27 protein-coding genes are annotated in these 26,197 nt (G+C 67.6%); 8 read left to right on the top strand and 19 right to left on the bottom strand.

Annotation, left to right across the window (positions count from 1 at the left end):
* The 7 genes from ACIA49_RS10350 to ACIA49_RS10320 all read right to left on the bottom strand — a co-directional run bounded on the left by ACIA49_RS10350 (nt 1) and on the right by ACIA49_RS10320 (nt 7,870).
* A complete protein-coding gene (locus ACIA49_RS10350; protein ID WP_396376813.1) occupies nt 1-1,788 on the bottom strand; it encodes a glycoside hydrolase family 3 protein in 1,788 nt (595 codons plus the stop codon).
* Between the two features lie 88 nt (nt 1,789-1,876).
* Nucleotides 1,877-3,049 (bottom strand): low temperature requirement protein A, encoded by a 1,173-nt coding sequence (locus ACIA49_RS10345; protein ID WP_396376812.1) that lies wholly within the window; start codon nt 3,047-3,049, stop codon nt 1,877-1,879.
* The gene (locus ACIA49_RS10340; protein ID WP_396376811.1) at nt 3,046-4,131 is read right to left on the bottom strand and encodes a Gfo/Idh/MocA family protein; all 1,086 of its coding nucleotides are present in this window, start codon (nt 4,129-4,131) and stop codon (nt 3,046-3,048) included. Before ACIA49_RS10340 ends, ACIA49_RS10345 begins: the two co-directional genes overlap by 4 nt.
* Complete coding sequence (locus tag ACIA49_RS10335) at nt 4,124-4,873, bottom strand: ThuA domain-containing protein (RefSeq protein WP_396376810.1); 750 nt, start codon at nt 4,871-4,873, stop codon at nt 4,124-4,126. The genes ACIA49_RS10340 and ACIA49_RS10335 overlap by 8 nt, the downstream gene beginning before the upstream one ends.
* A gap of 10 nt (nt 4,874-4,883) precedes the next feature.
* Nucleotides 4,884-5,699, bottom strand: coding sequence for a carbohydrate ABC transporter permease (locus ACIA49_RS10330; protein WP_396376809.1), 816 nt, complete (start codon nt 5,697-5,699; stop codon nt 4,884-4,886).
* A gap of 10 nt (nt 5,700-5,709) precedes the next feature.
* Entirely contained in the window at nt 5,710-6,642 is a 933-nt protein-coding gene (locus ACIA49_RS10325) for a carbohydrate ABC transporter permease (RefSeq protein WP_396376808.1), read from the bottom strand.
* A 1-nt stretch (nt 6,643) separates the two neighbouring features.
* On the bottom strand, nt 6,644-7,870 hold the full coding sequence (locus tag ACIA49_RS10320) for an ABC transporter substrate-binding protein (protein WP_396376807.1): 1,227 nt from the start codon (nt 7,868-7,870) through the stop codon (nt 6,644-6,646).
* A 114-nt stretch (nt 7,871-7,984) separates the two neighbouring features.
* Here ACIA49_RS10320 and ACIA49_RS10315 point away from each other — a divergent pair, with 114 nt between their 5' ends.
* From ACIA49_RS10315 to ACIA49_RS10300, 4 genes are all read left to right on the top strand, one after another.
* Nucleotides 7,985-8,989 (top strand): LacI family DNA-binding transcriptional regulator, encoded by a 1,005-nt coding sequence (locus ACIA49_RS10315; protein WP_396376806.1) that lies wholly within the window; start codon nt 7,985-7,987, stop codon nt 8,987-8,989.
* 139 nt (nt 8,990-9,128) lie between these two features.
* Nucleotides 9,129-9,503 carry a hypothetical protein gene (locus ACIA49_RS10310; protein ID WP_396376805.1) on the top strand — a complete coding sequence of 125 codons (375 nt, stop codon included), beginning with the start codon at nt 9,129-9,131 and terminating at the stop codon, nt 9,501-9,503.
* Complete coding sequence (locus ACIA49_RS10305) at nt 9,500-10,462, top strand: zeta toxin family protein (RefSeq protein WP_396376804.1); 963 nt, start codon at nt 9,500-9,502, stop codon at nt 10,460-10,462. The genes ACIA49_RS10310 and ACIA49_RS10305 overlap by 4 nt, the downstream gene beginning before the upstream one ends.
* A gap of 25 nt (nt 10,463-10,487) precedes the next feature.
* Complete coding sequence (locus ACIA49_RS10300) at nt 10,488-10,685, top strand: hypothetical protein (protein WP_396376803.1); 198 nt, start codon at nt 10,488-10,490, stop codon at nt 10,683-10,685.
* 16 nt (nt 10,686-10,701) lie between these two features.
* Here ACIA49_RS10300 and ACIA49_RS10295 read toward each other — a convergent pair whose 3' ends face one another.
* Nucleotides 10,702-11,538, bottom strand: coding sequence for a LysR substrate-binding domain-containing protein (locus tag ACIA49_RS10295; protein ID WP_396376802.1), 837 nt, complete (start codon nt 11,536-11,538; stop codon nt 10,702-10,704).
* Between the two features lie 74 nt (nt 11,539-11,612).
* Here ACIA49_RS10295 and ACIA49_RS10290 point away from each other — a divergent pair, with 74 nt between their 5' ends.
* Nucleotides 11,613-13,073, top strand: a complete 1,461-nt coding sequence (locus ACIA49_RS10290) for a ketol-acid reductoisomerase (RefSeq protein ID WP_396376801.1) — start codon at nt 11,613-11,615, stop codon at nt 13,071-13,073.
* A gap of 49 nt (nt 13,074-13,122) precedes the next feature.
* Here ACIA49_RS10290 and glmM read toward each other — a convergent pair whose 3' ends face one another.
* The 3 genes from glmM to rplM are packed head-to-tail and all read right to left on the bottom strand — an operon-like array spanning nt 13,123 to nt 15,477.
* Complete coding sequence (gene glmM, locus ACIA49_RS10285; protein ID WP_396376800.1) at nt 13,123-14,469, bottom strand: phosphoglucosamine mutase; 1,347 nt, start codon at nt 14,467-14,469, stop codon at nt 13,123-13,125.
* A 7-nt stretch (nt 14,470-14,476) separates the two neighbouring features.
* Nucleotides 14,477-14,998: a 30S ribosomal protein S9 gene (gene rpsI, locus ACIA49_RS10280; protein WP_396376799.1), complete on the bottom strand. Its 522-nt coding sequence runs from the start codon at nt 14,996-14,998 to the stop codon at nt 14,477-14,479.
* A gap of 35 nt (nt 14,999-15,033) precedes the next feature.
* Nucleotides 15,034-15,477, bottom strand: coding sequence for a 50S ribosomal protein L13 (rplM, locus tag ACIA49_RS10275; protein ID WP_396376798.1), 444 nt, complete (start codon nt 15,475-15,477; stop codon nt 15,034-15,036).
* A gap of 287 nt (nt 15,478-15,764) precedes the next feature.
* Here rplM and ACIA49_RS10270 point away from each other — a divergent pair, with 287 nt between their 5' ends.
* A complete protein-coding gene (locus tag ACIA49_RS10270) occupies nt 15,765-17,051 on the top strand; it encodes a citrate synthase (protein ID WP_396376797.1) in 1,287 nt (428 codons plus the stop codon).
* Nucleotides 17,052-17,126: 75 nt separating this feature from the next.
* Here the strand turns inward: ACIA49_RS10270 and ACIA49_RS10265 are convergent, their stop codons facing one another.
* The gene (locus ACIA49_RS10265; RefSeq protein ID WP_396376796.1) at nt 17,127-17,555 is read right to left on the bottom strand and encodes a nuclear transport factor 2 family protein; all 429 of its coding nucleotides are present in this window, start codon (nt 17,553-17,555) and stop codon (nt 17,127-17,129) included.
* A gap of 119 nt (nt 17,556-17,674) precedes the next feature.
* On the opposite strand from ACIA49_RS10265, the gene ACIA49_RS10260 reads away from it, so the two are divergent.
* Both ACIA49_RS10260 and ACIA49_RS10255 read left to right on the top strand, forming a co-directional pair.
* Nucleotides 17,675-18,223 carry a TetR/AcrR family transcriptional regulator gene (locus tag ACIA49_RS10260; RefSeq protein ID WP_391541435.1) on the top strand — a complete coding sequence of 183 codons (549 nt, stop codon included), beginning with the start codon at nt 17,675-17,677 and terminating at the stop codon, nt 18,221-18,223.
* Entirely contained in the window at nt 18,220-19,173 is a 954-nt protein-coding gene (locus ACIA49_RS10255) for a hypothetical protein (RefSeq protein ID WP_396376795.1), read from the top strand. The genes ACIA49_RS10260 and ACIA49_RS10255 overlap by 4 nt, the downstream gene beginning before the upstream one ends.
* Here ACIA49_RS10255 and ACIA49_RS10250 read toward each other — a convergent pair.
* From ACIA49_RS10250 to rplQ, 7 genes are all read right to left on the bottom strand, one after another.
* Complete coding sequence (locus tag ACIA49_RS10250; RefSeq protein ID WP_396376794.1) at nt 19,162-20,907, bottom strand: hypothetical protein; 1,746 nt, start codon at nt 20,905-20,907, stop codon at nt 19,162-19,164. The genes ACIA49_RS10255 and ACIA49_RS10250 overlap by 12 nt on opposite strands.
* Nucleotides 20,908-20,923: 16 nt before the next feature.
* On the bottom strand, nt 20,924-22,606 hold the full coding sequence (locus tag ACIA49_RS10245; protein ID WP_396376793.1) for an ABC-F family ATP-binding cassette domain-containing protein: 1,683 nt from the start codon (nt 22,604-22,606) through the stop codon (nt 20,924-20,926).
* Nucleotides 22,607-22,654: 48 nt separating this feature from the next.
* Nucleotides 22,655-23,434: a hypothetical protein gene (locus tag ACIA49_RS10240; protein ID WP_396376792.1), complete on the bottom strand. Its 780-nt coding sequence runs from the start codon at nt 23,432-23,434 to the stop codon at nt 22,655-22,657.
* Nucleotides 23,427-23,963, bottom strand: a complete 537-nt coding sequence (locus ACIA49_RS10235) for a SigE family RNA polymerase sigma factor (protein ID WP_391541430.1) — start codon at nt 23,961-23,963, stop codon at nt 23,427-23,429. Before ACIA49_RS10235 ends, ACIA49_RS10240 begins: the two co-directional genes overlap by 8 nt.
* Before the next feature lie 4 nt (nt 23,964-23,967).
* Nucleotides 23,968-24,579, bottom strand: a complete 612-nt coding sequence (locus ACIA49_RS10230; RefSeq protein WP_396376791.1) for a class I SAM-dependent methyltransferase — start codon at nt 24,577-24,579, stop codon at nt 23,968-23,970.
* Nucleotides 24,572-25,384, bottom strand: a complete 813-nt coding sequence (gene truA / locus ACIA49_RS10225) for a tRNA pseudouridine(38-40) synthase TruA (RefSeq protein ID WP_396376790.1) — start codon at nt 25,382-25,384, stop codon at nt 24,572-24,574. The genes ACIA49_RS10230 and truA overlap by 8 nt, the downstream gene beginning before the upstream one ends.
* 67 nt (nt 25,385-25,451) lie before the next feature.
* Nucleotides 25,452-26,129, bottom strand: coding sequence for a 50S ribosomal protein L17 (gene rplQ, locus ACIA49_RS10220; RefSeq protein WP_396376789.1), 678 nt, complete (start codon nt 26,127-26,129; stop codon nt 25,452-25,454).
* Between the last annotated feature and the right edge of the window lie 68 nt (nt 26,130-26,197).

Here is a 26,197-nt window from a genome sequence, read left to right as displayed (position 1 = left end):
TCACCAGCTCATTCCGTGGCCGAAGGTGTACAGGGGTGTCTGCGGCTGCCCGGCGACCGGGATGTCGACGGGCAGTTTGCCGGTCGGCCGGATCTCGCCGTACAGGGTCTTGGCCAGCGACTCCATCGAGACGGCCGCATAGCCGTAGGTGGCCAAGTACGTCGGCGCAGCGTCGAAGTACGCGATGTCGTAGGGGTCCTGGACCGCGACAACGATCACCGGCTTGCCTGTCGCGAGGAGGTCGTTGACCAGCTTGCGTTGCTTGCCCAGCTTGTCGGTGACCTTCGAGTCCCACGCCTTGCGCGTCAGGACGACAGTGACGTCGTTGGCGGCAGCCTTCGCCACTGAGTCCGCTATGGCCGCATCACTCGGCGCTGCGCCGGTCTGAGCGACAGTGGTGATCGCACCGCGTTTGCTGAGGCTGTTGGCCAGGCTCTGCGTTGTCGAGACGCCCCACCCGGTCACCAGGATGGTCCGCGGGGTGTTGCTCAACGGCAGCGTCTTCACGTTGTCCTTGACCAGCGTGATGCTCTTGTCCACGATCTTCTGGGCTGTGGCCAGACTGTCCGCCGGTCCGATCGCAGCGGCCTTGGCGACGTCGACGTACGGCTGGAAGAACACACCGTTCTTCAGCTTGAGCAGCAGGATCCGCAGCAGGCTCTCGTCGATCCGCCGCTCACTGATCCGCCCGGAGCGCACCGCGTCCAGCACCGCGTTGAACTGCACGTCCGGAGCCGGCGGCAGCAGCAGTTGGTCAACCCCCGCCTCGATCGCGCGGACCGCAGCCTCGGCATCGCCGTACTGCTTGCGAACCGCCGCCATCTCCAGCCCGTCGGTCACGATCACACCCTGGAACCCGAGCTGTTTCCGCAGTACGCCGGTCAGAATCGGCTTGCTCAGCGTCGCCGGATCACCGGACGGATCAAGCGCCGGTACGACGATGTGTGCGGTCATGATCGAGTCGATGCCGGCCTTGATCGCGGCCTTGAACGGCGGCGCGTCGATCGTGTTCCACTGCTCCAGCGTGTGGTTGATCGTCGGCAGCGCGGTGTGGCTGTCGTCGACCGTGTCACCGTGGCCCGGGAAGTGCTTCGCGGTCGCGGTGATCCCGGCGTCCCGCTGGAAGCCCTGGACCTGTGCGGCGGTCATGTCGGAGACCAGCTTCGGGTCACTCGAGAAGGAGCGGACGCCGATCACCGGGTTGAGCGCGTTGATGTTCACGTCGGCGTCCGGCGCGTAGTCCTGCCGGATCCCCAGCGCCTTCAGCTCGCGGCCGGTGATCGCGGCGGCCGTCCGGGCATCCGCCGTACTGCGGGAGGCGCCGAGCGCCATCCCGCCACCGAACTGGGTGGCCGGCGGCCCGATCCGGGTCACCACGCCCTGCTCCTGATCGGTCGAGATCAGCAGCGGCACGTGCAGCCCGGTGCCGATCGCGGCCTGCTGCAGCTCGTTCGACATCGTCGCGACCTGGGTCGGGTTCTGCACATTGCCGCGGCCGTCGAAGTAGATCCAGCCACCCGGTTTGTACTTCGCGACCACCTCGGCCGGCGTGGCGACGCCGTACAGGCTGGTGTTGCGCGCGTCCGGCTGCTGCGCGCCGGGACCGTAGGCGAACAGCACGAACAACTGCCCGACCTTCTCCTCCAGTGACATCCCCTGGATCGCCCGACTGGCTTGCGCCAGCGGCGTGTCCGGGGACGGAGGTTTGGCAGCGGCCGTCATCGACACTCCCGCAACGGTGGTGACAAGGACCAGTCCGGCAAGACTGAGGCGGCGTAGGGCGGGCATGGCGGACCCCCAACAGTAAGTGACTTACAGGCGCATCCCCCAGTAGCGAAAGTTAACCACAACATCGCCACAGTGGGTCAAGGGGAAACTACTGCTCGCCACCGACAGTTCTTGGCGGCCTGATCACCAGCACCGCCACGATCGCCACCATCAAGACCGCTGTGATCACGAACGGCACCGGGATCACCGGGTCGAGGAGCACGAGAAGTGCACCTACCGGTACGACGAGGTTCACCACCCGATCGGCGTTCGACCGCAGCGCGATCCACCAGATCCCGAACACGAAGATCGCGATCGGCACGGTCACCGTGAACGACGCGGCGAACTCGCTGAGCTCGCTGTGCTGCGTGATGACGTCGATCTGCACCTCGACCCCCGCCGAGAACGCCCCGGCCGCGGCGAACACGAAGTAGTGCACGTAGCCGTAGCGCAGCGAGTTGGTGAACGACGTGATCGCAGCGTGGTGCGGCGGCCAGAAGTAGATCCACCACAGTGCCGCAGTGACGATCAGCGTGAGCACGGAGATCGAGATCAGCGGTCCCAGCGCCTCATGCTCGTGCACTGCCTCGATGATCGCGTTCGCCGAGGCCAGCAGGCTCTCACCGAGCAGGATGAGCGTGAACAGCCCGTACCGCTCGGTGATGTGGTGCGGGTGCCAGGGCGTCGGCCGGCTGCCCTGCCGCTCCGCCACCACCGGTACGGCGACCTCGATCAGCACGAAGACCACGAACGCGACCTGGGCGATGTCATGGGGCAGCACCAGCATGCTGAGCCACAGCACCTGGGCGACCGCGATGCCGCCGGCGTAGAAGCCGGTGACCCGGCGCATCTCCGGCGAGGCCTTCCGGGCGCGCAGCCACTGCGCGATCATCGCCACCCGCATCACGACGTACCCGATGATCGAGATCGTGAAGTCCTGGTCGGTGAAGACCGGCTCGATCCCGGCCGCGACGACCAGGACACCGCCCATCTGGAAGATCGTCAGCACCCGGTAGAGCCAGTCGTCGGTAGCGAACGACGTGGCGAACCAGGTGAAGTTCATCCACGCCCACCAGATCGCGAAGAACACCATCAGGTACGCGACGATGCCGTGCGCGATGTGCTTCTCGGTGAGCGCGTGGTGCAGCTGGGCGGCCGCGATACTCACCCCGACCACGAACACCAGGTCGAAGAACAGCTCCAGCGTGGACGCCACGCGCCCGGGCTCGTGCGGGTCCCGCGGTCGCATCGGAACCAACCGTGACCGCGAAAGGGTCGTCATACCTCCAGAGTCTTCAGTACGTCCGGCCATGACTCCAAGCAGGCACGCACAGCGGGGTCGGTCGCAGTAGCGATCGCGTCGGCGTGCGCAGTCGTCAGTACGTCGGCAATCCGCACCGCCGCGCCAGTAGCGGCGGACTGTACGGCGGCCTCCACCATGGCCACGCTGATCACGTTGGAGTGCACCTCCGACTGCGGCACAGTGCCGGAGCGAACCGCCGCGACGAACTCCGCCAGTGAGCCAGCGATCTGCTCCGGCTCATCGCCCAGCTCCGCCACTACCGCCGTACCGTCAGCCAGCTCTGCGGTCGGTGCGTTGTCACCGTCCCAGTACGCCGTCCCCTCAGCCGCACTGGCCCGCCACGCGCCGTTCCACGAGGTCTCGAGGCCGGGAGCGCACCAACTGCCGTTGAAAGCGAACCGAGTGCCGTTGGCGAAGGTGAACACGGCGTTGGCGGCCGCATGACCCTCGAACCAGCTCCACTCCGGGTTGTAGGAGTCGCAGTACACCGAGACTGGCGCCGTACCGATCAGCTTGCGCGCCAGGTCGAACTGGTGGATCGCCATGTCCACCAGCAACGGCTCAGCCATCTGCTCACGGAACCCACCGAACCGCGGTGCCTTGTAGAACTCACACGACAGCGACCCGACCACACCGAGCTGAGCGATCTGCCGAGCGAACGCGTTGCCGGCCCGGAAGTACCGCCGGGACTGCGACACCATCAGCAGCTTCCCACTGACCTCCGCAGCAGCCACCATCTGCAGCCCCTCGCGAACAGTCGAGGCCAGCGGCTTCTCGGACAGCACCGGCAGCCCATGCCGGAGCGCAGTCGCACTGATCACTGGATGCGCGGCCGGCACCGTCACGTCGACCACGGCATCAGCCAGCGACGCCAGCTCGTCGATCGACGCAGCCACCGGTACGTCGCCGTACCCGTGCTCGTCGGCCGCGCTGCGAGCCAGTCCGGTGTCGAGATCGACCAGACCGACCAGTCTGGCGCCGGGACTCTCGGCAAGCGTGCGGAGCCACGCACGGCCCATGCCGCCGGCTCCCACCTGGAGGACGCGGAGAGGCTCAGCCATTCGTGTATCCGTGCCCATGGAAGAAGTCTCCGCTGTCGTAGCGCAACAGCGTCGGTACGGCGCGCTCCGGGCGATCCGACTTCGCCCACGCGACGCCGTTCGCGATCACCCGGCGGATGTCCTGGTGGTGATAGACCGGGTAGTCCTGGTCACCAGGCGAGAAGTAGAAGATCTTCCCGTGCCCCCGCCGGAACGTGCAGCCGGACCGGAAGGCCTCGCCACCACTGAACGTCGAGATGAAGATCAGCTCGTCCGGGACCGGGATGTCGAAGAACTCGCCGTACATCTCCTGCTGCTCGATCTCGATCGGATGCGGTACGCCCTGCGCGATCGGATGGGTCGGACTCACCGTCCAGACCAGCTCCCGGTCACGCTCACTGCGCCAGCGCAACGTGCACGACGTACCCATCAGCTTGCCGAAGATCTTCGACCAGTGACCCGAGTGCAGGACGACAAGGCCCATCCCGGCCAGCACGTGCTGGTAGACCCGCTCGACCACCTTGTCCTCGACCTCACCGTGCGCCGCGTGTCCCCACCAGACGAGGACATCGGTCGCTGCCAGTACCTCCTCGGTCAGACCGTGCTCCGGCTCGTCCAAAGTCGTGGTGGAAACGTCGGCGTCGAGGTTTTCGCGGATACCGGCGGCGATGGTGCCGTGCATTCCGTCGGGGTAGATCTCCGCGACGTGTGGCTCGGTCTGCTCGTGCCGGTTCTCGCCCCAGACGAGTACGCGTAACGTCATCTGCAACTCCTCATTTGACCGCTCCGCCGACGGCGCCGGCGGCGATGTACTTCTGGGCGGCGATCAGCAGCACCACGGCCGGGATCGCCGACAGGACCGCGGTGGCCATCACCGCGTTCCAGTTCTGCACCTGGGTCCCCAGGTACTGGTAGATGCCGAGCGTGACCGGACGCACGCCGCCCTTGGTGGTCAGCGTCAGCGCGAACAGGAAGTCGCTCCAGGAGAACAGGAAACTGAACAGTCCCGCGGTGATCAGCGAGTTCCGGCTGATCGGCAGCACGATCGCGACGAACGCCCGGAACAGGCCGGCGCCGTCGACCCGCGCGGCCTCCACCAGCGACGGGGGCAGCGAGAGCATGAACGACCGCAGGATCAGGATCGCGAACGGTACGCCGCTGCTGCAGTTGGCCACGATCAGCCCCGGGACCGAGTTCAGCAGGCCGATCCGTTCGTAGGCCGTGTAGAGCGCGTTGGCGATCACGATCCCCGGGATCATCTGTGAGATCAGGATCGCCAGCAGGCCGATCGACACCCAACGGGACCGGAACTGGGACAGCGCGTAGGCGCACGGCGCCGCGATGGCCAGGCTCAGCACGACCGTCCCGGTCGCGATGATCAGGCTGGTGACCAGGTTGCCGCCTTGCTCGCTGAGCGCCCGCCGGTACCCGGCGAAGCTCGGGTCGAGCGGCAGCAGCCCGGCCGTCAGAGTGTTCCCGGACGGTTGCAGCGACGCGTTCACCATCCAGTAGACCGGGAACAGCATCACGCCAAGGATCAGCACGCCGAGCACCGTGTACGCCGCTCGCCGGGTGGCCGAATCCGTCATCGCCGGCTCCTCACTCGTCCACCGCACGGCGGGTGCCGCGCAGGTAGAAGATCGCGAACACGAACGAGATCGCGATCAGTAGATTGCTCAGCGCGGCTCCCTCGCCGAACTTGAAGTCGACGAAGGACCGCTCGTACGACTGCGTCGCGAGCGTCTGCGTCGCGTTGGCCGGCCCGCCGCCGGTCAGGCCGAGAATGATGTCCAGCACCTTGATCGTGTAGACGACCCCGAGCATCAGCAGCACGCTCGCCACCGGCCGCAGGTTCGGCCAGGTGATGTGCACGAAGGCACGCCGGCCGGTAGCCCCGTCCAGCTGCCCGGCCTCGTACAACTCGTCGGGGATGTCGGCCAGACCGGAGTACAGCAGGGTGACGTTGAACGGGATCCCGATCCAGATGTTCACCCCGATCACCGCGATCAGTGCGACCGACGGCGAGTTCAGCCACGGCACCGGCGCCTCGATCAGGTGCAGCCCCGTGAGTGTGCGGTTCAGAATGCCGTTGTCCTGCTCGAGAATCGAGCGCCAGGTCGCGCTCGACACGATCAGCGGCAGCAGCCAAGGCAGCAACAACAACGACCGCAGCAGGCCGCCGAGCGGAAAACGCCGCCGGAAGAACAGCGCGAGCGCCAGGCCGATGCCGAACTGGAAGGCGATCGAGCCGATGGTGAACAACGCGGTGTTCACCATCGCCTGCGAGAACAACTGATCGCTCACCATCGCCGAGTAGTTCCGGAGCCCGACGAACGGCGCCTGACCGGTGAAGAACGTGCGCAGGGTGTAGTCCTGCAGGCTCATCACCAGGTTCTTCAGCACGGGATACCCGAACAACGCTCCCATCGCGATGACCGCCGGCAGGACGAACAGGACCTTGGTCAGGCTCTCGCTCCGCCGGCCACGCCCCCGCCGTACGGCGACTGTCCGGGTCAGTGTCGCCTGCGCCATGTCAGCCGCCCGAGGCCTGCTTGAAGGCGTCTTGTGCCGAGGCCTTGCCGGTCAGCGCCAACTGGATCGCCTGGTAGATCACCTTGGCGGCGTCCGGCCACTTGTCGCCGAGCTTGCCGGTCCGGGCGCGCGCGGTCTTGACCTGCTCGGCGAACGCCTTCATCGACGGCACCTCTTTGGCGTACTGGTCGAGCAGCGCGGTCTTGGTCGGAAGGGTGAAACGGGCCTTCGCCCAGGCCAGCTCGTTCTCGTCGGAGTTCAGGCACTTCACGAAGTCGGCGGCCTTCTGCTGCTTGGCCTGGTCCTTGTTCAGCGGGACCGTCCAGGCCTCACCGCCGAGTGGCGCGACCGGTGTCTGATCCGGCTTGTTCAGCGGGAAGGTGACGACATCCCACTTGACGTTCGGGGTCGCTTCCAGGCTCGGGATCTGCCAGGGGCCGTTCACCATCATCGCGGCCTTGCCGGCCACGAACTGGTCCTTGGCGTCGCCCTGGGTCCAGTTGATCACGCTCTTCGACGCCGAGCCGGACTGGACGAGATCGACCCACAGTTGCAGGGCTTCGGCCACCTGCGGGCTCTTCAGGTCGGTCTCGTCGCCGCCATTGGTCCACATGGCCGGCAGGAACTGCCACGAACCTTCGTACGTCGCGTTGGCGTTGAACGCGATGCCGTAGCGGCCGGGCTTGGTCAGCTTCTTCGCAGCGGCCTTCAGTTCGTCCCAGGTCTTCGGCGGCTGCACGCCGGCTGCCGCCAGCATGTCCTTGTTGTAGAACAGCGCGATCGTGTTCGTCACCGGCGCCAGTCCGTAGAGCTTGCCCTGGTACGACGTCGCGTCGACCATGCCCTGAATGACTCCGTCCGCGTTCAGACCCAGGTCGTTCAGGGACGCCAGCGCGCCGGTGGCGGCGATCTGCTGGACGTCGGGATTGTCGAGCATCAGCACGTCGGGCAGGGTCTTCGACGACGCCTGCTGGAGCACCTTCTGGATCAAGGTGTCACCAGGCACCGTCTCCCGCTGGATGCTGACGCCGAGCTTGGTCCCGCAGGCGTCCAGGCCCTTCTGGACCAGCGCCTTGTCGGGGTCGTTGTTGTAGTAGTCGAGGACGGTCAGGCTGCTGACCGCTGCACCGGACGACGTACCGCCGCCGCTTCCACCGCAGGCCGCCGCGGCGAGCGCGAGGGCGATCGCACCCGCCAGGACGGCGATGGGCCGCTTGCTGCTGATCACATCGGACTCCTTGCACAGTTGCCGGTAAAGCGCTTAACTCCGAAGTGAAAGGACTATGTTCCTTGGGTCACAGTGCTGTCAAGAGTTCACAAGGGGGCGACTTCGGTGGTGACGATGCGCGATGTCGCGGAGCGCGCGGGAGTGTCGATCGCGACGGTGTCGTTCCTGCTCAACGACACCAAGCCGGTGACACCGGCGACCCGGGCCCGGATCGAGCAGGCGATGACCGAGCTGGGGTACCGGCGCAACGTGGTCGCCCGCGCGCTGGCCAGCCGGCGGACCCACATCATCGCGATGGCCTATCCCGCGCTCGAGCACCGCTTCGGGATGTCGACCGCCGAGTTCTTCACCGCCGCGGCCGAGCGGGCCCGCGCGATGGAGTACCACCTGGTGCTGTGGCCGGTCGGCAACGACGGCGTCGAACTGCGCGAACTCCTCGGCCAGGGACTGGTCGACGGCGTCGTCCTGATGGAGGTCCAGCTCGCCGATCCGCGCGTCGAGGTGCTGCGCGACACCGGGACGCCGTTCGCGCTGATCGGCCGGACGACGGAGCTCGACGGCCTGGCCCATGTGGACATCGACTTCGACGCCACCGTCGAGGCCGCGGTCGGCCACCTGTACGAGCTCGGCCACCGTGAGCTCGCGCTGATCTCGGGCGACCTGGCCGACCCCCGCTTCCACGAATACGGCCCATGGGTCCGGTCAGAGGCGGCGTACCGGCGGGTGGTGGCGGAGTACGGCCTGCGAACCGTCGTCGAGCCCTGCGCGGACACCACCCGCGCGGGACGGGAGACAGCCGAACGCCTGTTGCGCGACCACCCGGACACCACCGCGATCGTGGTGGCCAACGAGTACGCGAGTCTGGGCGCGGTCTCGGCCCTGAAACGAGAGGGACGCGAGGTGCCGGGGGACGTGTCGGTGCTCTCGCTGTTCATGGTCCCGGAGGTCGCCGCCCTCGGTGATCCCGAGCTCACCTTCATGCGCACCCCGGGCTCCGAACTGGGCCGGCTGGGCATCGAAGCTCTCATCCGTCAGCTGGAAGGCGCACCGCCCCTGCCACCCCAACTGGTCCCCGCCACTCTCCACCCCGGCCGAACCGTAGCCCCGCCGCATTCCTGATCGGCCAGCATTCGCGTCGCTCGTGGAGATTCACCATGACTTGGCAAATCATGGCCGGGTAATCCACGACATTCTCCCTTCCACTCCTCGATCGACCGCCGCGGGCCGGCTGACCTCGCCGATCGGTTAATGTTCGCGGGTGGCAGATCTCGGCACGATCAATGTGCTGGCCAACCTGAACACAGCAAGGTGGTCGGCATCGCAGGCAATGGCCTACGAGGTTGCGCAGGAAGGTGTTCGGCAGGCCATCGGCTATTACGCACAGCTGATCGCGACCGCGGAAGCGAACGCCGATCCCGACCTCGCCGCGATCGCCGGGTGGCGCGCTGAGCAGGAGGCCTGGGCGCAGCGTGGCCAGAAGCTGACGCCACTGGACACCCGCCTGATCGAGCGGATCTCCAGCGACGCCGACGAGCTCCTCACCGACCTCGACGACGAGGACGAGGAGGACGAGGAGTCCGACGACGAACCCTCGGACGCCGTCGATGCGGACGAGGAGGACGGTGAGGCGTGAGTCCGACAGAGAGCGGACTGCCGGCGATCGGGCCGGCCGACGACGACCGGTACCTGCTGGACGAGGCGGAGAGCGCGCGAATCTTTCGCGACCGGATCATCCCCGACCAGCTGACCGGCGACGCCCAGGAACAGCCCGTCGTGGTTCTCGTCGGAGGTCAGCCGGGTGACGGCAAGGCCACGATCACCGCGCTGGCCAAGGCAGTCCTGGTCGCCCGGGGCCGTCCGGTCGTCCTCAGCGCGGCCGCCTATGAGGCGTACCATCCCCGTTTCCACGAGCCGATCAGCGAGGACCCGCCGACAGCAGGCAGGTACGTCGCGGCCGACGGCCGGCGCTGGCTCCGCGCGGCCGAGGAGTGGGTGATCCGGCACCGGTACGACGCGATCGTCGAGAACGAACTCGTGGACCCGGAAGGGTTCGCCGCCTCGGCCCGGGCCTTCAAGGACGCCGGCTTCCAGGTCGACATCGCGCTCCTGGCGGTGAACGAGGTCCTCAGCTGGTTCGGCGTCCTCGAGCGGCACCTGCGCGCCCTGGAGAACTACGGGTTCGGGCGGCTGACCGGACAGCACGTCCACGATGCCGGAGCTGCGGGGGTGCTGCGGGCCGCTGAGCTGATCGACGCGGGTGAGTGGGCCGACCGGATCGCTGTGGTGCGCCCGGATGGGCGACTGGTCTACGGGAACGAGCGCGACCCCGCCGGTGCGTGGCGGCAACCCGCCCGGACCGCGAGCACGATCTCCGCGGAGCGCGACCGGCCGTGGACCGCGGTGGAGTCGCGGAACTTCCTCCAGACCACTTCGCAGGTCGGCCGGATCGGACTCGCGGCGCCGGTGCGATGGATCCGGGACGAATCGCTCGACGGCGCCAGGACGGTGACCGCGATGGCGCGGAAGCTCCTGCACGCCGATGCGGTGACGCTGCACCTGGCCACGGCCGGCACCGCCGCGCCGGGTTCGTGACCCTGCACCGTTGTACTTTCGGGACATGGGCGTATTTGGAAAATCTGTCGACAATGCCGCCATCAAGGCGCAGGAGAAGAACAATGCCCGAAAGGAGAAGAAGGCCGAAAAGAAGGAAGACCGGATCGTGAAGCAAGTTGACACCATGATGAACGTCCCGCAAACGATGTCCGGACGCAAGGCCGCGAAACTCGCAAAGCAGGCAAACCAAAGACTGCGCTAGCCGGGCCCCGACTCGTTCAGTTCATTGGCGCATTCCAGAGCGCCGTGACGAGCGGGCGGTGCAGGTCGGTACGGCGGACGCACAGCCCGATCGGCAACTGGTCCAGGGGCGGATCGGCGCGGCGCTCGACCAGGCGACCGGAGAAGGTCGAGGTGTCGAGCACCAACCGCGGGACGATGCCGATGCCGTAGCCGAGATCCACCAACGCCAACAACGCCTCATGACCGTCGGGCTCGGCTGCGATCACCGGCCGCACACCTATCTGCCGGAACCACCGGAACGCTGCCTCACGGACGAGTCCCCGCGCCGGAACGACGTACGGGCTGTCTGCTGGCACACCTGGTGCGCTGACCAGGATGAGGTCGGTGGTGGCGATGGTGCGGCTGATCAGGGTGTCTGGGAGGCGCTTGGGGATGCCGGCCACGGCGGCGTCCACCTCACCCTCGTCCAAGTGAGCTAGAGCGACCGCTGCGTCGCCAGCGCGGATGTCGAGGCGGATCTGCGGGTGGGCGTCGCGGAGTGGGGCGAGCAGGTCAGGGAGCAGCGCCTCGCAGGCGGTGACGGTGGCGAAGATGCGCAGCTCACCAGTCAGGTCCGGCGGTAGCTCGACCCCGGCGCGGTAGTCACCCCAGAGCGTCAGAACCTGTTCCGCGTACGTCGCGAACCGGCGTCCGTCGGCGGTGAGCACCACTCCGCGCGGGCCGCGGTCGAAGAGCCGGCTGCCGGTGCGGGCTTCCAGGCGCTGGATGGTCCGGGTGAGGGTTGCTGCGCTGACGTGGCTCTCCAGGCTGGTGCGGCCGTAGTTGAGCGTGCGGGCGAGGTGCAGGAACAGTTCGAGCTCGCGATGGTCCATGTTTCACCTTTTGCAACGCAGCGATGCAGATCTTGCGCTTGCTGCAACAGTAACTCCGGTCTTCACTGAAGGACATGACCACCATCGACTCGACGGTCTTCCGGACCGAGACCATGACGGTGCCCGGGGGTACCGAGACCATCCTCCGCGGCGGCCGCGACCTGTTCCCGCTGCTGCCCGAGGCCTTCCACGGCATCAGCAAGATCGGCGTCCTCGGCTGGGGACCGCAGGGCCGCGCCCAGGCGCTGAACCTGCGCGACTCGCTGGCCGGCACCGGCATCACGGTCTCCGTCGGCCTCCGGCCGGGCTCGACCTCGGCGGACGACGCCCGCGCCAACGGGTTCACCGAGGAGAACGGCACCCTCGGCGACCTGCTCAGCGTCGCGGCCGAATCCGACCTGCTCATCCTGCTGATCGCCGACGCGGCCCTGGCCGCCCAGCACGAGACGATCTTCCAGGTCCTGAAGCCCGGCGCGACGATCGGCCTGTCGCACGGCTTCCTGCTCGGCCACCTGCAGGCGAGCGGCCGCGACTTCCCGCCCGGCCACCCGGTGATCGCCGTCTGCCCGAAGGGCATGGGCGATTCGGTACGGCGGCTCTACCAGCAGGGCGCGACGGTCAACGGTGCCGGGATCAACGCGAGCATCGCCGTCCATGCCGACCCGGATGGCCACGCGACCGATCGGGCACTGGCCTGGTCTGTCGCGCTGGGTTCGCCGTACACGTTCGCGACCACGCTGTCGGCCGAGTACCGCTCGGACATCGTCGGCGAGCGGGCGATCCTGCTCGGCGCGGTACACGGTCTGGTCGAGGCGCTCTACCGGTACTTCCGGCTCGAGGGGGCCGACCCGGTGACGGCGTACGAGCGTTCGACCGAGGCTGTGACCGGGCCGATCGCGCGGACGATCTCGGCCGCCGGACTCCCCGCCGTACGGGCTGCTCTGGCTGGCGCGGACCAGGATCTCTTCGACCGCGCGTACAGCGCGACCTACCTGCCGGCGCGCGACCTGGTCGCCGAGATCTACGATGAAGTTGCCGAAGGCACCGAACTCCGCAGTGTGATCCTGGCCGAGAGCCGGCTCGCCACCCGGCCGATGACGGCGATCGCGGGCAGCGAGATGTGGTCGCACAGCACCGAGGCGCACGCTCGCCGCAGCTCGGAAACAGCCATTGATCCAGTGACAGCAGGGCTCTTCGTCGCCACGATGACCGCACAGGTGGACGAGTTCGCGGCGCGCGGGCACGCCTGGTCGGAGATCGTGAACGAGTCGATCATCGAGGCCGTCGACTCGCTGCTGCCCTACATGCACGCCCGCGACGTCGCCTTCATGGTCGACAACTGCTCCCGGACCGCCCGGCTCGGTACCCGACGCTGGGGCCCGCGATTCCAGGCGGCGTACGAACAGCTCGCGCTGCCCGCGCTGGCCAACCCGGCGGACCCGAAGGCCATCGAGGCCTTCCTGCAGAACCCGGTCCACGAGGCCCTGGCCGTCGCTGCCGAGCTCCGTCCGTCGGTCGACATCTCCGTGTCCTAGAACGTGGAAAGGCCCCGGACCTCAACGAGGTCCGGGGCCGATCAAACTGTCAGAGCTTCAGCGAGGTTGCCACGACATCGGCGAGCGAGTGGGCGATCTCGTCGGCCAGGTCGGACGACTCGGCCTCCACCATCACCCGAACCAGCGGCTCCGTGCCCGAAGGACGAAGCAGCACCCGCCCGGTGTCGCCGAGCCGCGCGGTGGCCTCGGCAACAGCAGCCTGTACGGCGGAATCCGTGCCGGCGCGAGCCTTGTCCACGTTCTTGACGTTGACCAGGACCTGCGGCAGGCGGGTCATCACCCCGGCCAGATCGGCCAGCGACTTGCCCGTCTGAGCGATCCGGGCCAGCAGCATGACCGCGGTCAGCGTGCCGTCGCCGGTGGTGGCGTGGTCGGACAGGATCACGTGCCCGGACTGCTCACCGCCGAGCTTGTGGCCGCCGGCCTTCATCGCCTCCAGCACATACCGGTCGCCGACCTTGGTCTGCTCGACCGCGATCCGCTCCCGGACCATCGCCTGGACGAAGCCGAGGTTGCTCATCACGGTCGCGACCACGGTGTCGTTGGACAACCGGCCGCTGTCGCGCATCGCCAGCGCCAGGATCGCGAGGATCTGGTCACCGTCCACCAGGTCGCCGTTGGCGTCGACCGCCAGGCAGCGGTCGGCGTCGCCGTCCAGGGCGATGCCCAGGTCGGCGCGGTGCCCGATCACCTCACGCTGCAGACCCTCCAGGTGGGTGGATCCGCAGTTCAGGTTGATGTTCAGGCCGTCCGGTGCCGCGGCGTACGTGATCACCTCGGCGCCGAGCCGGCGCAGTGCCTCCGGAGCCGTCCCGGAGGCGGCACCGTTGGCGCAGTCGATGACGACCTTGACCCCGTCGAACCGGTTCGGTGCCGAGCGGACCAGGTGCGAGACATACGTCTCGAACCCCTGCCCGTCGTCGAGCACGCGGCCGACAGCGGCACCGGTCGGGCGCTGCCACTCCTCGCCGACCCGGACCTCGATCGCGTCCTCGATCTTGTCGTCGAGCTTGATCCCGCCGCGAGCCAGGAACTTGATGCCGTTGTCCGGCATCGCGTTGTGGCTGGCGGACAGCATCACGCCGAGATCGGCTCCGGTCGAGCCGGTCAGATAGGCGACGGCCGGGGTCGGCAGCACACCCAGCTTGAAAACGTCGACGCCGGCGCTGGCCAGTCCGGCCACCACAGCGGCTTCCAGGAACTCTCCACTGGCGCGTGGATCCCGCCCCACAACGGCGCGTGGCCGGTGCCCTTCGAAGGCACCGGCCTCGCCGAGTACGTGAGCCGCAGCGACCGAAAGGTCGAGTGCGAGCTCCGCGGTCAGGTCCACGTTTGCCAGGCCACGGACTCCGTCCGTGCCGAACAAACGCCCCATCAGGTGATCAGCGCTTGCTGTACTGAGGAGCCTTGCGGGCCTTCTTGAGACCGGCCTTCTTACGCTCCTTGATGCGCGCGTCGCGGCTCAGCAGACCGGCCTTCTTGAGGCCAGGACGGTTCGCCTCCTCGTCGGCGGCGTTCAGGCACCGGGCGATCCCGAGCTGCAGCGCACCGGCCTGGCCGGTGATGCCGCCGCCGTTGATCCGCGCGATCACGTCGTACGAGCCCTCGAGGCCCGCGACGACGAACGGCTCGTTCACGTGCTGCTGGTGAACCTTGTTCGGGAAGTACACGTCGATCGGCTTGCCGTTGACGGTGATGTTGCCGGTGCCGGGCACGAGGCGGACGCGAGCGACGGCCTCCTTGCGGCGGCCGGTGGCGCCGGCCGGGTTGATCACCGCGACGCGACCCGTCTCGGCGCGCTGCTCCGGGCTCGGGTTCGTCTCGGAGGTGTAGGCGACCGGGCCCTCGCTGTCGATGGGGACCTCGGGGTCGAACTCTGCAGTCTCGGTGGTGATGTCGCTCACGCTGAAAATCCTCGTTTACCTGGCTCGTCGATCGCTTACTGGGCGATCTGGGTGATCTCGAACGGCTTCGGCTGCTGGGCGGTGTGCGGGTGCTCCGGACCGGCGTAGACCTTCAGCTTGGTGAGAAGCTTCCGGCTCAGACGGTTCTTCGGGAGCATGCCCCAGACAGCCTTCTCGACGGCCTTGCGGGGATCCTTGTCCAGGATCTCGCCGATCGGCGTGGCCGTCAGACCACCCGGGTGACCCGAGTGGCGGTAGGCCAGCTTGTCCGTGCGCTTGTTACCGGACAAGGAGACCTTGGAGGCGTTGATGACGACGACGAAGTCGCCGCCGTCGACGTGGGGAGCGTACGTCGGCTTGTGCTTGCCGCGCAGAAGAGTGGCGATCTGAACGGCGAGCCGACCGAGCGTCACATCGGTAGCGTCGATCACGTGCCACTCGCGAGTGACGTCCGCAGGCTTCGGGCTGTACGTGCGCACGGTCGTTGACCTTCGTTTCTCAGAGGTTGACAAATCAAGTACGTCGGCGAGCGGTCCGCCGACAGGATTGAACCTCTTCGGGACCTGAAACGCACAACAGCAGCCCAGAATACCGGCGTACGCCACCTGGGGTCAAAGTGAGACCCGACGGCTTGGGCACCCCGGCTTGGAAGGAGCTGCGGACCGCACTAGTTTAGCGGTGAAGATTGCAGTCCGAATCGCGTCCCGCCGGCTGATATACACCCTCACTCACCCGGGCGATGACGCCAGCTTCCGAAGAGGGCATCGTGACCGAACAGTCGCTCACCGTCCGGGACAACCGGACCGGCAAGGACTACGACCTTGCCATCACCGATGGCACCATCCGTGCCGCAGATCTCAAGCAGATCAGCGCAACCGACGGAGACGGTGGCCTGGCCACCTATGACCCCGGCTTCGTCAACACCGCCTCCACCCGGTCCTCGGTCACCTTCATCGACGGTGACAAGGGCATCCTGGAGTACCGGGGCTACCCGATCGAGCAGCTCGCCGAGCAGTCGAACTACCTCGAGGTGGCGTACCTGCTGGTGAACGGTGCACTGCCGAACAAGGCGGAGTACGAAGCCTGGGTGCACGACGTGACATATCACACCTTCGTGCACGAGAACCTGAAGACCTTCATGCAGGGCTTCCGGTACGACGCGCACCCGATGGGCATGCTGCTGGCCTCGGTCGGCGCGCTGTCCACGTTCTACCCGGAGTCGCGGGAGATCTTCGACGAGGAGTCCCGCGCACTGCAGATCCGCCGGCTGATCGCGAAGATGCCGACGCTGGGCGCGTTCTCCTTCCGGCACGCGCAGGGCAAGCCGTACGTCTACCCGGACAACGAGCTGAGCTACGCGGCCAACTTCCTCTCGATGCTGTTCAAGATGAGCGAGCCCAAGTACGCCGCCGACGACCGGCTGGTGCGCGCGCTGGAGATCCTGTTCATCCTGCACGCCGACCACGAGCAGAACGCGTCCACCAACGCGGTCCGTGCGATCGGCTCCACCCAGGTCGACCCGTACTCCGCGGTCACCGGTGGCATCGCCGCCCTCTACGGCCCGCTGCACGGTGGCGCCAACGAGGCGGTGCTGAAGATGCTGCGCCGGATCGGCACCGTCGACAACGTGCCGTCGTTCATCGAGGGCGTCAAGAACGGCGAAGAGCGGCTGATGGGCTTCGGTCACCGGGTCTACAAGAACTACGACCCGCGCGCCAAGATCATCAAGAAGGCCGCCGACGACGTCTTCGAGGTGACCGGGATCAACCCGCTGCTGAAGATCGCCGTCGAGCTGGAGAAGATCGCGCTGGAGGACGAGTACTTCGTCTCCCGCAAGCTCTACCCGAACGTCGACTTCTACTCCGGCCTGATCTACGAGGCCCTGCAGTTCCCGCCGGAGATGTTCACCGTGCTGTTCGCCATCCCGCGCACCTCGGGCTGGCTGGCGCAGTGGTCGGAGTCGCTCGGCGACACCGACCAGAAGATCGCGCGTCCGAAGCAGATCTACACCGGCTCCCGGGGCGTCCAGTACGTGCCGATGGGCGACCGCTGATCCAGGTAGTCACTTGGGAACGGCCCCGGTCCGGCTTCATCGCCAGGGACCGGGGCCGTTTCTGCGCTTCTGGGGCTACGACGCACCATCCGTGGCGTCCGGTTCCGCGAGCCGTTCCCGAACCTGCGCCATCGCCGCGTGGTCGACGTAGTCCCGCGACTCCACGATCTCCCCGTCCCGCACCCGCAGCACGAACACACACGGCACGTGGAACGTCTCCCCGGTCGCCGTGGCGGTTCCGGCGTACGCGAACTCCCCGACGATCACCTCGGGATCCGCGGTCCGGTGCACGACGATGTCCACCGCCTCGAAGCTGACGGCGGGATCCGGCCCGCCGTCGCCGAAATGCGCGCGCAGCTCCGCCCGGGACCGCAGCGGCTCGGGACGGGCGGGATGCATCGGATGCCGTACGTCGGTCTGTTCGGCGTACAGGTCCGGAAGTCCGGCGTACCGGCCGGCGGCGACGCCGTGGACCAGCGTCCGGAAGACCTCTTCAGGAGTCATGGGCGGAGCCTAGATCGCGACCGGGTTCCGGAGAATCGACTTCGGTTACAACCAAACAGGTCCGGTGGAGCGTCTCTGTATCTGAGGCACGGGGGTTGCCACGAGGAGAGGGGTCTGGGGTGCGAGCTGATGCGAGGGACAATCGGGCGCGAATTCTGACGGCGGCTGACGAGGTGTTCGGGCAGTCGCCAAACGCTTCGACGGATGCGGTCGCCAAGCTGGCGGGGGTCGGGATCGCGACCGTTTTCCGGCACTTCCCGACCAAGACGGACCTGCTGGAGGCGGTCCTCACCCAGCGGCTGGAGCGGTTGCGGAACCAGGCTCTGACCCTGGCGTCCGGCGAGAACGCCGGGCGGGCCTTCTACGCGTTCTTCAGCCAGGTGGTGGCGGAGTCCGCGGTCAAGCTCGCGATCGGCGAGGCACTGACCACTGCTGGGATCGCCGCCGGCGACGACGCTCGTAAGGCGGCCGCCGGACTGCGGGAGGCGTTCGGCTCGCTGCTGGCCGAGGCACAACGCGTCGGTGCGGTACGGCGTGACGCCGGCCTGCCGGAGGTCTACGCACTCCTGATCGGTGCGTCCCGGGGCGCGACTGCCCGCAACCTCGACCCCGAGGTCCGGACCCGGATGCTGGGCCTCGTGTACGCCGGCCTGCGCCCAGCTGCGTGAGACGCCGCCTTTTCCTGCTCCTGGTCTTCCTGATCCCACTAGGGATCTACCCGTTGTCGCTTCGCATCCAGTACGACGGTGAGCCGTCCGCCCGCACGCGGAACCACGACGCGTTCTGGCTCGGCCATGCGTGGGTAGACGGCCGCAAGACCCAGGCCGACATCACCGCACTGGCCAAACAACTGCAGGGCACCGGCATCCGCGACCTGTATGTGCACACCGGTCCCCTCGAGCACGACGGCACACTGGCACTGGCGCAAACCGCACCGGCCGCCAGCTGGTTCATCACCGCGATGCGGGCGGCAGCACCCGACGTACGGGTGCAGGCTTGGCTTGGCGACGTCGTACAGCCGGGGAAGAACCCGGGCATGGACCTTGCGGACGCGGCTGTCCGCAAGCAGGTGGTCGCCTCTGCGAAAGCCGTTCTGGCACAGGGGTTTCAGGGCATCCACTACGACTTCGAGCCGGTACGGTCCGGGTCACGCGGCTACCTCGCCGTACTGGATGAGACGCGCGCTCTGGGTGCACCGCTGTCCGTAGCGGCTCACCAGATCGATCCGCTCTGGCAGTTGCACCGGATCCCGATCGACAAGTGGTGGTCCCAGGACTACTTCCGCCAGGTCGCCGAACGGGTCAACCAGATCGCAGTGATGTCCTACGACACCGCCATGCCCCTGGAGTCCTTGTACGGCGGTTATGTCGCCAAGCAGACCAAGCTGGCGCTAGAGGTCACCCCACCCGGCACGGACCTCCTGATGGGCCTTCCTGCCTACTGGGAAAGCAATCCGTCGCACTGGGGACATGCGGAGACCGTCGCAGCAGCAGTCCGCGGCGCTCGGCTCGGACTGGCCGATTCACCTCGCCAGAACTTCGGACTGGCCTTGTACGTCGACTTCACCGCAACCGACGAGCACTGGGCCGCGTACCGCGCTGGCTGGCTAGGTCAGTAACAGCACTGCCACACAGACGACCACCAGCACAGCGTCGACCACCGCGAGCGGCGAGAGCCGTCTGCTGGCCAGTCCGGTCTCGGAGCGCTGCCGCAGGGCCTGGAAGACGCCAGCCACCTGCTGCACCCGGTCAGCGGCCACGCCGCCTACGACGACCCACTCATCGCCGGCCGTCTCCAGATCGAGCCGGTCCTTGGTGATGTCGATCGAGCGGACCGCCCGCCACGGCGTGCTGCGCTCGAACCACCCGCTCCTGACCCGCACCTCGGAGGCCGTGGCGATGACCCGGAAGAACACCTGGCTGCCGGCGAAATGCACCAGGTTGATGCCCAGCACAGCCGCCATGACGCCGGGGACCTTGTCGTCGAGCAACAGCGGCAGTAGCCAGGCAGCAACCGGCGTCAGCACCAGCGCCGCGACCCACGCAGGACGTTCCCACCACTGCTCAGGCTCCAGCGGAACCGCCCATGGCAACCCCGGCAGCTCCTGAGCCGCGTCGATCTCATCGCGCTCGTCGGCACTGTCCTCGTCGTCGTCCAGGTCGTCCCAGCTGTCCGGTAGGCCGTTCAGTGATTCCTTGCTCCACGGGCTTCGGCGTGGCGGCGCAAACGGACTCACCGGCCGCATCACCTGCTCTCCGAGCACGATCGTCGGCCAACTGCCCGCTGCGAGGTCTCCGACCAGCAGCGCCTCGCTCCGGTACAGCTGGAGCGTCCGTTCCCACTCCCGCCGAAGCCGGCCGGGCGCTTCGTCCTCCTCCTCGTCCAGTGCGTCGAAGGCGTCGTACAGCTCCGCATCGCGGTCCTCGTCGTCCAGCTCGAGGCTGAGAAACCCCAGCAGGACGGTGCCATCGGCGGACATCACCCCGAAGGTTCCCGAGGCGTCCGGCTCGATCCGGACCGGCAACCCCTGCCCGGTCCACAGGCGGCGCGGCCGAGCCCGACGGAGCTGCAGGTCGCGCACAACGAGCAGGAGCGCCAGCACCCAGGCACCACCCGCGGCGGTGGACCAGGGGGTGTTGTCGGCCAGTTCGGCCCGCGCCCGGATCCAGTCGGTATCCATGGGGTCAACGAGGACTGGGATCTCCGCACCAATGGCGTAGTCGTCGGCCATGGTGATCGTGCGCTTGCTGTCGTCCGGCAGTTGGAGGACGAGGTCCCCGTCCTTGGTCTGGCTCTCCACGACCGCGGTCTGCGCGACAGCACGCCGTACATGCACGTCCTCGCGGTGGTCCTGCCAACGCATCACGAACAGCGCAGCGACACCGACCACGATCAGTACGCCGGCCGCCACCAGCCTGATGGACAGGCCGACCCGCTCCGCCGCCGGAATGCTCACCGCGCGCCGCGGCAGCCCCGAGACCAGGCTGCGTTGCCGCATGCGACTGATGACGAGCCAGCCGAACATGAGGGCACAGAGAACGCCGTAGATGGTCCAGGCGGTCTGTGCCCCCGCAGCATCACCCAGCTCGTGGTCGCAAACGGCGAACAGCATGCCTGCGGCTGCAGCCAGGATCGGCTGCCACCACCACAGGACGAGGGAAGCGAAGCAGAGAACCATCGCCAGCGAGAACGCCTGGTCCGGTCCACACACCGTGGGGTCCGTGACCGAGCAGCGGCCGGTGGCAGCCACCGACGCCACTACCGCGCCGAGCCAGCCCACCGGCATCAGCCACCGGTAGATCCAGCTCGGCACAACCATCCGGACCCACTGAGCAGCGAGCTCGCCTGTCATCCCAAGACTGTAAGGCTCAGCGGGCGCGCTGCACGCGACCTTCGTCCCAGACCGGCTCGTCGGACTCGTAGACGGTGCCGTCGGCGCCGAAGACGAGGTGACGGTCGAAACCGCGGGCGAACCAGCGGTCGTGGGTGACGGCCAGAACCGTTCCGTCGAAGGAGTCCAGGCCCTCTTCGAGAGCCTCGGCTGATTCGACGTCCAGGTTGTCGGTGGGCTCGTCGAGCAGTAGCAGGGTCGCTCCGGACAGCTCCAGCAGGAGGATCTGGAAGCGCGCCTGCTGACCGCCGGAGAGGCTGTCGAAGGTCTGCTCGGCGGCGTGCGCCAGCTCGTAGCGGTCCAGCTTGCGCGAGGCAAGCTCACGCCCCATGCCGTCCCGGTGCTCGTCCCCGCGGTGCAGGATCTCCAGCAGCGTCTTGCCGACCAGCTCCGGGTGCTCGTGGGTCTGGGCGAACCAGCCCGGCCGCACGCGCGCACCGAGCTTCACAACACCGGTGTGTGCGACCGGAGCGATCGGGACCTCACCGATCGGCTGGTGCTCGATGTCCGGGTCGGTGCCGCCATTCGCCAGCAGGCGCAGGAAGTGCGACTTCCCCGAGCCGTTGGACCCCAGTACAGCGACACGTTCGCCGTACCAGACCTCTACGTCGAAGGGCTTCATCAGACCGGTCAGCTCCAGCCCGGTGGCGACCACTGCCCGCTTGCCGGTGCGGCCGCCGGTCAGCCGCATGCTGACCTTCTGCTCGCGCGGTAGCTCCTGTGGCGGGCCGATCTCCTCGAACTTGCGCAGCCGGGTCTGGGCGGCCTTGTAGCGCGAGGCGAGGCCGTCGTTGTACGCCGCCTTCGTCTTGTACATCTGCACCAGAGCCTTGAGCTTCGCGTGCTCCTCGTCCCAGCGCCGACGCAGCTCCTCGAACCGCTCGAAGCGATGCTGCCGGGCCTCGTGGTACGTGCGGAAACCACCGCCGTGCGTCCACGCGGTGTTGCCGGCCGCACCGAGCTCGACCGTGATGATCCGAGTCGCGGTGTTGGCCAGCAGCTCACGGTCGTGGCTGATGTAGAGCACCGTCTTGTCGCTGGTGCGCAGCTGCTCCTCGAGCCAGCGCTTCGCCGGTACGTCGAGGTAGTTGTCCGGCTCGTCCAGCATCAGCACCTGGTCCGGGCCGCGCAGCAGCGCCTCGAGGACCAGGCGTTTCTGCTCACCACCCGACAGCGTCTTCACCTCACGCCAACGGCAGTTGTCGAACGGCACTCCGAGCGCAGACATCGTGCAGACGTCCCAGAGCACCTCAGCGTCGTAGCCGCCGACCTCACCCCAGTCGGAGATGGCCTGCGCGTACCTGAGCTGGGTCTTCTCGTCCTCGGACTCCATCATCGCCAGCTCGGCCTTCTCCAGCGTCTCGGCCGCCTGCTGGATCGCCTCCGGGGCGACGCTGAGCAATAGGTCCCGCACGGTGGACGAGTCCCGGACCGAGCCGACGAACTGCCGCATCACCCCGAGACCGCCGGAGCGCGCGACGCTGCCGCTGTGTGGCTTCAGGTCGCCCGCGATGATCTTGGTCAGCGTGGTCTTGCCCGAACCGTTCGCGCCGACCAGTGCGACCTTCGCACCGTCCGCCACCCGGAACGTGACGTCGTCCAGCAGCACCCGCCCGTCAGGCAGCTCGAACCCGATGCCGGCGACTTCTACGTGACCCATTCCCCCAGTCTGACCGGCGGACCCGCCAGCAGGCGAACGGATATCGCGTCACCAGCCCTTGAGGGCATCCAGATACGTGCTGCCGGACGGGCGGACCGGACCAGTCATGAACAGCTTCAGGGGTGCCGCGAACAGACCGTAGGTGTGCGATCCGGTGAAGAAGCCCGGTGTGTTGCAGCCGGTGTACTCGACCCAGATCTCCCGGATGCCGGCCGCCGTAGTGAACCGCAGCACGATCGCCTCACTCGGCTGAGCAGCCTGCGGTGCGCACTTGAACACCGGCAGCGCGGAGTTCATCTCCGGGAGCGGCTTGATCGCATCGACCACCTGCTGCGCAACCGCTGCACTGAACTGCTGCTGGCCGAGCAGTGAGCTTCCCTTGAGGTCGTACCGGCAAGCCAGCAGACCTGACACTGGCGTAGCGACATCCAGACCAGTCCCAGCCGGTACGGCGTTGGTGGCCGGCGCCTTCAGGATCGGATGAGCAGCCGGGCACCCCGTGGGCGCGAACGGCGGTTGGGTCGGAACCGCCTCCTGGGTCCGGACCGCGCCGCCCGACGTGACCTTCCCACCGCTGTCTCCCGCACTCGATGCGGTCTCTGAGTTCGAGCCCGAGGAGCCCGGCAGCACGTTCCAGACGCCTCCGATCGCTACGACGACCAGCACTGCCGCAGCACCTGACATCACCGCCTGCCGACGGCGCCGGACGCGCCGACGGGCCTCAGCCACCAACCCGAGCGCCCGTGGGCTCTCGGTCGAGTCCGCGTGGCTCTGGAACGCCGAGGTGAACTTGGGGCCGAGCTCCTGCTCAGGATCGTGCTCAGGCATTCTCGGCTCCTCCCTTGCTCAGTGTGGTCTTCAGTGCGGCCAGTGCGCGGTGCACATGCGATCTGGCCGTCGCCTCCGCGCAGTGCAGCAGCACACCGATCTCGGCGTACGAGAGCTCTTCGTAGAAGCGCAGGACGACGGCTGCGCGCTGTTTGTCCGGCAGCGTCGAGCACAACGCCCAGACGGCCTCGGACTCGGCTCTGGCCGCAGTACCGTCCGGTGCGGCGGGCGCCGTACGGACAGGGTCCTCGACCGGTGCCTCGCGGCGACGGAAGCGCCGCCACCAGGAGATGTGTGCGTTCACCACCATCCGCTTCACGTAGGCCTCCGGGTCGTCAGCCTTGCTGACCCGGGCCCAGCGGGCACAGGCGGTCGTCAGGGCGTCCTGGACGGCATCCTCGGCCAGCGCCTTGTCCCCGGTCAGGACGTAGGCGAAGCGCAGCAGAGCATCGGCCTTCTGAGTGACCCACTGCTCGAAGTCGATCGACTCCGACGACGGTGCCGCTGCTGCCGCCAACGCTGCCTCCATACCCTCAGGACGGCGCCGGACCCGCGTTCGTTGCACGCAGTACCCGGAACCCCTTGGCGCTGCCGACCCGCTCACAGGGATAGCCCTGCTCGGTCATCCAGCGCTGCAGCGAGTCGCCGCCGAGGTTCTTGCCGACCACGAACCATGCCACGCCGTCGGGCGCAAGGCGAGCAAGCCAACGCAACAACATCTTGTGCAGCTCGGGCTTGCCGATGTGGATCGCCGGATTCGACCAGATCTGGTCGAAGAGCAGCCCCTCCGGTACGTCGTCCGGCAGCGCCGCGTGCACGCGGTCCGCGACCCCTGCGGTCTTGGCGTTCTCCGCGGTCAGCTCCAGCGCCCTGGTGTTCACATCGACGGCCCACACCACTGCACTCGACTCAACCGCCAGTGCACACGCGATCGGGCCGTAGCCGGTCCCCAGGTCGAGGAACGTCCCCTCGCCGGTCGGCGGCTCCACCTCACGCAGCAGGATCGACGTACCGAGGTCCAGGCGGTCCCGGGAGAACACACCGCTCGCCGTGGTGAACGAGTACTCCCGGCCCCAGATGCGGCCCGTGACAGTACGGCGTACGTCGGCGGAACCGGGCTCCGCCGCGAAGTAGTGGTCAGCCACGCTGGTGTACCTCTCCCCTGACCTGCCTGGCCTCCAGGGCCCGGGCGGCCAGCTCGTTGTCCGCCGGATACCGCACTTCTTCCAGTGTGAGCCCATGAGCAGGCACCACTGCCACCGCCGAGTCACGCACCTTCGCGGAGAGCACGGCGCCCGGCCAGTCCACCTCTCGACGCCCATCACCCACAGGGATCATCGACCCCACCAGCGCCCGCACCATCGAGTGACAGAAGGCATCTGCGATCACAGTGCCCTCCAACAGCCCAGGGGCTGTGCGCTGCCACGAGAAGTCCAGCAGGGCGCGCACTGTGCTGGCGCCCTCCCGCTTCTTGCAGAACGCCGCGAAGTCGTGCTCGCCCAGCAGCTGAGCCGCAGCCGCGTTCATCCGCTCCACGTCCAGCGGACGAGGCACCCGCAGTACATGCCCGCGAGTCAGCGGATCCCACGCGGCCGCCTCATCACACAACCGGTAGACGTACCGGCGGGCGAGAGCAGAGAACCGTGCGTCAAATCCCTCTGGAGCCGCCGTCACGCTCGTAACGACCACATCCGCAGGCAGGACGCCGTTCAGCGCTCTCAAGAGCCTGTGCGGCTCCACAGCGGCTTCCAGGTCGAAGTGCGTTACCTGCCCACGAGCGTGTACGCCGGTATCCGTCCGGCCGGCGCACGTCACCGCCAGCCGCTCGGGCAGCCGCAGTACGGTCTGGAGCGCGTCCTCCAACGAGCCCTGCACGGTCCGGAGACCATCCTGACGAGCCCAGCCATGGAAAGCCGTCCCGTCGTACCTGAGGTCAATCCGCCAACGCACACGTCAATCTAACGCAACAGCGCCCCGACACCGTGAAGTGTCGGGGCGCTGTCAGAACAGCTGAGACCTACTTGTCGTCGTCGGTCTCGCCGGCCTTGGCGAAGCCCGCGGCGGCAGCGTCCTCTTCGGTCTTGAACCAGACCTCGGCGACCGTCTGCGCGTACCAGGGCGACTCGGTGGTGTGGTACTTCATCGAGTTCTCGTTGCCCTTGATGGTGTAGCCCTCCGGCGCCGAGTCGTCGGCCAGCGGAGCGGCCGAGTTCTCGAACTTGCCGGCGACGACGTCCTGGACCGATTCGTCCTTGACCTCGGCGGCGGGGGTCTCGTCCGCCTTCGGGGCGGCGGCCTTCTTGGCCGTCGCCTTCTTGGCGGGCTTCTTCGCGTCGCTCAGTGCCTCGACCAGCTCGATCTTCACCATCGGCGCGTTGTCACCCTTGCGCGGGCCGAGCTTGATGATGCGGGTGTAGCCACCCGGACGGTCGGCGTAGCGCTCGCCGATCTCGGTGAAGAGCACGTGCACGACGCTCTTGTCCCGGATCCGCTTCATCACCTGGCGGCGCGAGTTCAGGTCGCCGCGCTTGGCCTTGGTGATCATCGACTCCGCCAGCGGCTGCAGGCGCTTGGCCTTGGCCGCGGTGGTGGTGATGGCGCCGTGCTCGAACAGCGACGTCGCGAGGTTGCTGAGGATCAGCTTCTCGTGCGCCGGGCTGCCGCCCAGCCGGGCACCCTTGGTGGGGGTAGGCATCTCTTACTCCAGAAGGATTCAGGCCCCGAAAACACAGAGCCCGGGGTCGGTTTCAGAACAGCTCGGAA

Origin of the sequence: Kribbella sp. NPDC051587 (genome assembly GCF_044453945.1) — a bacterium.
GTDB lineage: Bacteria > Actinomycetota > Actinomycetes > Propionibacteriales > Kribbellaceae > Kribbella.
Note: the sequence above shows the minus strand (reverse complement) of the source record. Positions and strands in the feature narration are given on the sequence as shown.

Excerpts from the sequence above, each read along its gene's own strand:
- ACIA49_RS10345 (WP_396376812.1), bottom strand. The coding sequence starts at position 3,049 with ATGACGACCCTTTCGCGGTCACGGTTGGTTCCGATGCGACCGCGGGAC.
- glmM (WP_396376800.1), bottom strand. The coding sequence starts at position 14,469 with ATGGGGCGTTTGTTCGGCACGGACGGAGTCCGTGGCCTGGCAAACGTG.
- ACIA49_RS10295 (WP_396376802.1), bottom strand. The coding sequence starts at position 11,538 with ATGGACCATCGCGAGCTCGAACTGTTCCTGCACCTCGCCCGCACGCTC.
- ACIA49_RS10335 (WP_396376810.1), bottom strand. The coding sequence starts at position 4,873 with ATGACGTTACGCGTACTCGTCTGGGGCGAGAACCGGCACGAGCAGACC.
- rplQ (WP_396376789.1), bottom strand. The coding sequence starts at position 26,129 with ATGCCTACCCCCACCAAGGGTGCCCGGCTGGGCGGCAGCCCGGCGCAC.
- ACIA49_RS10235 (WP_391541430.1), bottom strand. The coding sequence starts at position 23,963 with ATGGAGGCAGCGTTGGCGGCAGCAGCGGCACCGTCGTCGGAGTCGATC.
- ACIA49_RS10245 (WP_396376793.1), bottom strand. The coding sequence starts at position 22,606 with ATGGGTCACGTAGAAGTCGCCGGCATCGGGTTCGAGCTGCCTGACGGG.
- ACIA49_RS10240 (WP_396376792.1), bottom strand. The coding sequence starts at position 23,434 with ATGCCTGAGCACGATCCTGAGCAGGAGCTCGGCCCCAAGTTCACCTCG.
- ACIA49_RS10350 (WP_396376813.1), bottom strand. The coding sequence starts at position 1,788 with ATGCCCGCCCTACGCCGCCTCAGTCTTGCCGGACTGGTCCTTGTCACC.
- ACIA49_RS10315 (WP_396376806.1), top strand. The coding sequence starts at position 7,985 with ATGCGCGATGTCGCGGAGCGCGCGGGAGTGTCGATCGCGACGGTGTCG.
- ACIA49_RS10330 (WP_396376809.1), bottom strand. The coding sequence starts at position 5,699 with ATGACGGATTCGGCCACCCGGCGAGCGGCGTACACGGTGCTCGGCGTG.
- ACIA49_RS10250 (WP_396376794.1), bottom strand. The coding sequence starts at position 20,907 with ATGACAGGCGAGCTCGCTGCTCAGTGGGTCCGGATGGTTGTGCCGAGC.
- ACIA49_RS10340 (WP_396376811.1), bottom strand. The coding sequence starts at position 4,131 with ATGGCTGAGCCTCTCCGCGTCCTCCAGGTGGGAGCCGGCGGCATGGGC.
- ACIA49_RS10265 (WP_396376796.1), bottom strand. The coding sequence starts at position 17,555 with ATGACTCCTGAAGAGGTCTTCCGGACGCTGGTCCACGGCGTCGCCGCC.
- ACIA49_RS10325 (WP_396376808.1), bottom strand. The coding sequence starts at position 6,642 with ATGGCGCAGGCGACACTGACCCGGACAGTCGCCGTACGGCGGGGGCGT.
- ACIA49_RS10290 (WP_396376801.1), top strand. The coding sequence starts at position 11,613 with ATGACCACCATCGACTCGACGGTCTTCCGGACCGAGACCATGACGGTG.
- ACIA49_RS10300 (WP_396376803.1), top strand. The coding sequence starts at position 10,488 with ATGGGCGTATTTGGAAAATCTGTCGACAATGCCGCCATCAAGGCGCAG.